This window comes from uncultured Fretibacterium sp. (assembly GCF_938040765.1).
Taxonomy (GTDB): Bacteria; Synergistota; Synergistia; order Synergistales; family Aminobacteriaceae; genus CAJPSE01.
On record NZ_CALIAA010000246.1, the window covers coordinates 1 to 1,846 of the forward strand.

General features: G+C 56.8%; 1 protein-coding gene and 1 pseudogene. Both read left to right on the forward strand.

The window, feature by feature from the left end; translation table 11 throughout:
- A partial coding sequence (locus Q0176_RS08500) for a transposase (protein WP_299301538.1) occupies nucleotides 1-1,080 on the forward strand: 1,080 nt, incomplete at its 5' end.
- Nucleotides 1,081-1,302: 222 nt separating this feature from the next.
- A pseudogene (locus Q0176_RS08505) lies at nucleotides 1,303-1,846 on the forward strand (hypothetical protein); the annotation flags it as partial.

Consider the following 1,846-nt stretch of genomic DNA (forward strand, 5'->3'; position numbering starts at 1 on the left):
CATCTTCTGAGGTGCGCGTTCGAGGCGTCTGCGCAGGAGGAGTTGACGCTGGACCAGGACGCGACGTTCATCGAGACGGAGACGAGCGGGGCGTTGTACAACTACCAGGGGAAACGGAGTTATGAGGCGTTGAACGTGTACTGTCCGGAGTACGACCTGCCTGTGGCGACGGAATACCGGGACGGGAATGTGAAGCCTGGGCACGGACAGCTGGAGCAGCTGCAGGGGGTACTGGCGCATCTTCCTGCGGGAGTGAGGAAGGTGAGGTACCGTTCGGACAGTGCGGGTTACCAGACGCGTCTTTTGCGCTATCTGGCGGAGGGTCAGGATGCGCGTTTCGGGGTGATCGAGTTTGCGATCTCGTGTCCTGTATACAGGGATTTCAGGGAGGCGGTGGAGGCAGTTTGTGAGAAGGATTGGCGCCCTTTGGGCAACGGCCAGGAATGGGCGGAGGTCGTCTATGCGCCACAGTCTTTGAGTCTCGACAAGAAGGGTCCGACGTACCGTTTTCTTGCCATTCGCGAGGCATTCGAGTTGGAGGGATCGGGAAAGAAGCTCCGACTGTCTCAGGAGCTGCAGGACTCACGGCAGCTGTTCATACCGGAGCTGATCGACGACCTGGAGTCTGAGAACGCCAGGGTGAAGAAGCTGCATCTGACGGAGCTTGGCGGCCACGTATACAAGGTGTTTGGTATCGTGACGAACCTGTTGGATTGGGAGGGAGGAGCGGTAATCCGGTGGTATCGTGAGCGGTGCGGCAAGTCAGAGGAAGTGCACCGTATCCTGAAGGAGGACCTGGCCGGCGGGCACGTCATCTCGCACCGATTTGGGTCGAACGCGTTCTGGTGGAATGTGTCGGTGCTGTCTCTGTCGCTGCACAGTTTGTTAAAGCGTCTGCTTCTGCCTGAAGCGTTGAGGAGTTACCGTCCCAGGACGCTGCGATTTTTGTTTTACACGAGCATAGGGCGTATGGTGCGCCATGCGCGCCGCATTGTGCTGCAGGTGAAAGGGGGAGTTGTGGGGAGTTGGTTTCTGGGAGCGTACCGGAAGCTCAAGAAATTGGCTATCTCGCTGGAATGAGCAGGAGAACGCTGGGCCAATAGCCGAGAGGGGGTGTGGGTGCGAGCTCACGCTGACGGGGTTATTGTGAGAACGGGAAGATATTTCCGTATTTGAAGGCAGAGGAGGGGTACAGAGCTCATTTTTTAAAACTTTTCCTCTGCCTGGCCCTTTACTTTGCCCGCGCTTTGCGTTCCCGTGGATTTGGGAAAGACCCCAACCCGCGGGCAAAAAAACAGCACCTTGCAGGGACTGTTTGTAAAAACAGTGTTAAGCTTAAGTCACCAAACAATAAGCCATCACCTGCGAGGTGCGAAGACCATTATGCCATACAGACGACCAAAAATCGAGGTTAAGACGACGGACAAGATGCAGGACATCACCCCTTTTGCCGGCCTTTTCCCCGTTATCGAACTTTGGAATCGGCTCCATCTTGACGAAGTCATCGATACTTTCATAGGAATCAGGAAGGACAAAGGGTACCGGGACTCCGAGCAGCTTCTGTCGATGGTCCTGCTGAACCTCAGCGGCGGCAGAGCCGTGGAACACCTGAAGTTTTTGAAGGAGCAGGCGGGGCTGAAGAAAGTCTCTCTGCCGTTTCCATCTCCGACGTCGGCCCGGGACTACGCCAGCTGTTTTCATAACGAATCGGAGGACCGGGAGCGGGGTCATGGCCGTTCCTTTGTCCCGGCATCGAATGAGGCGCTGAGGGGATTTGAGGAGGTGCACCGCCATCTTCTGAGGTGCGCGTTCGAGGCGTCTGCGCAGGAGGAGTTGACGCTGGACC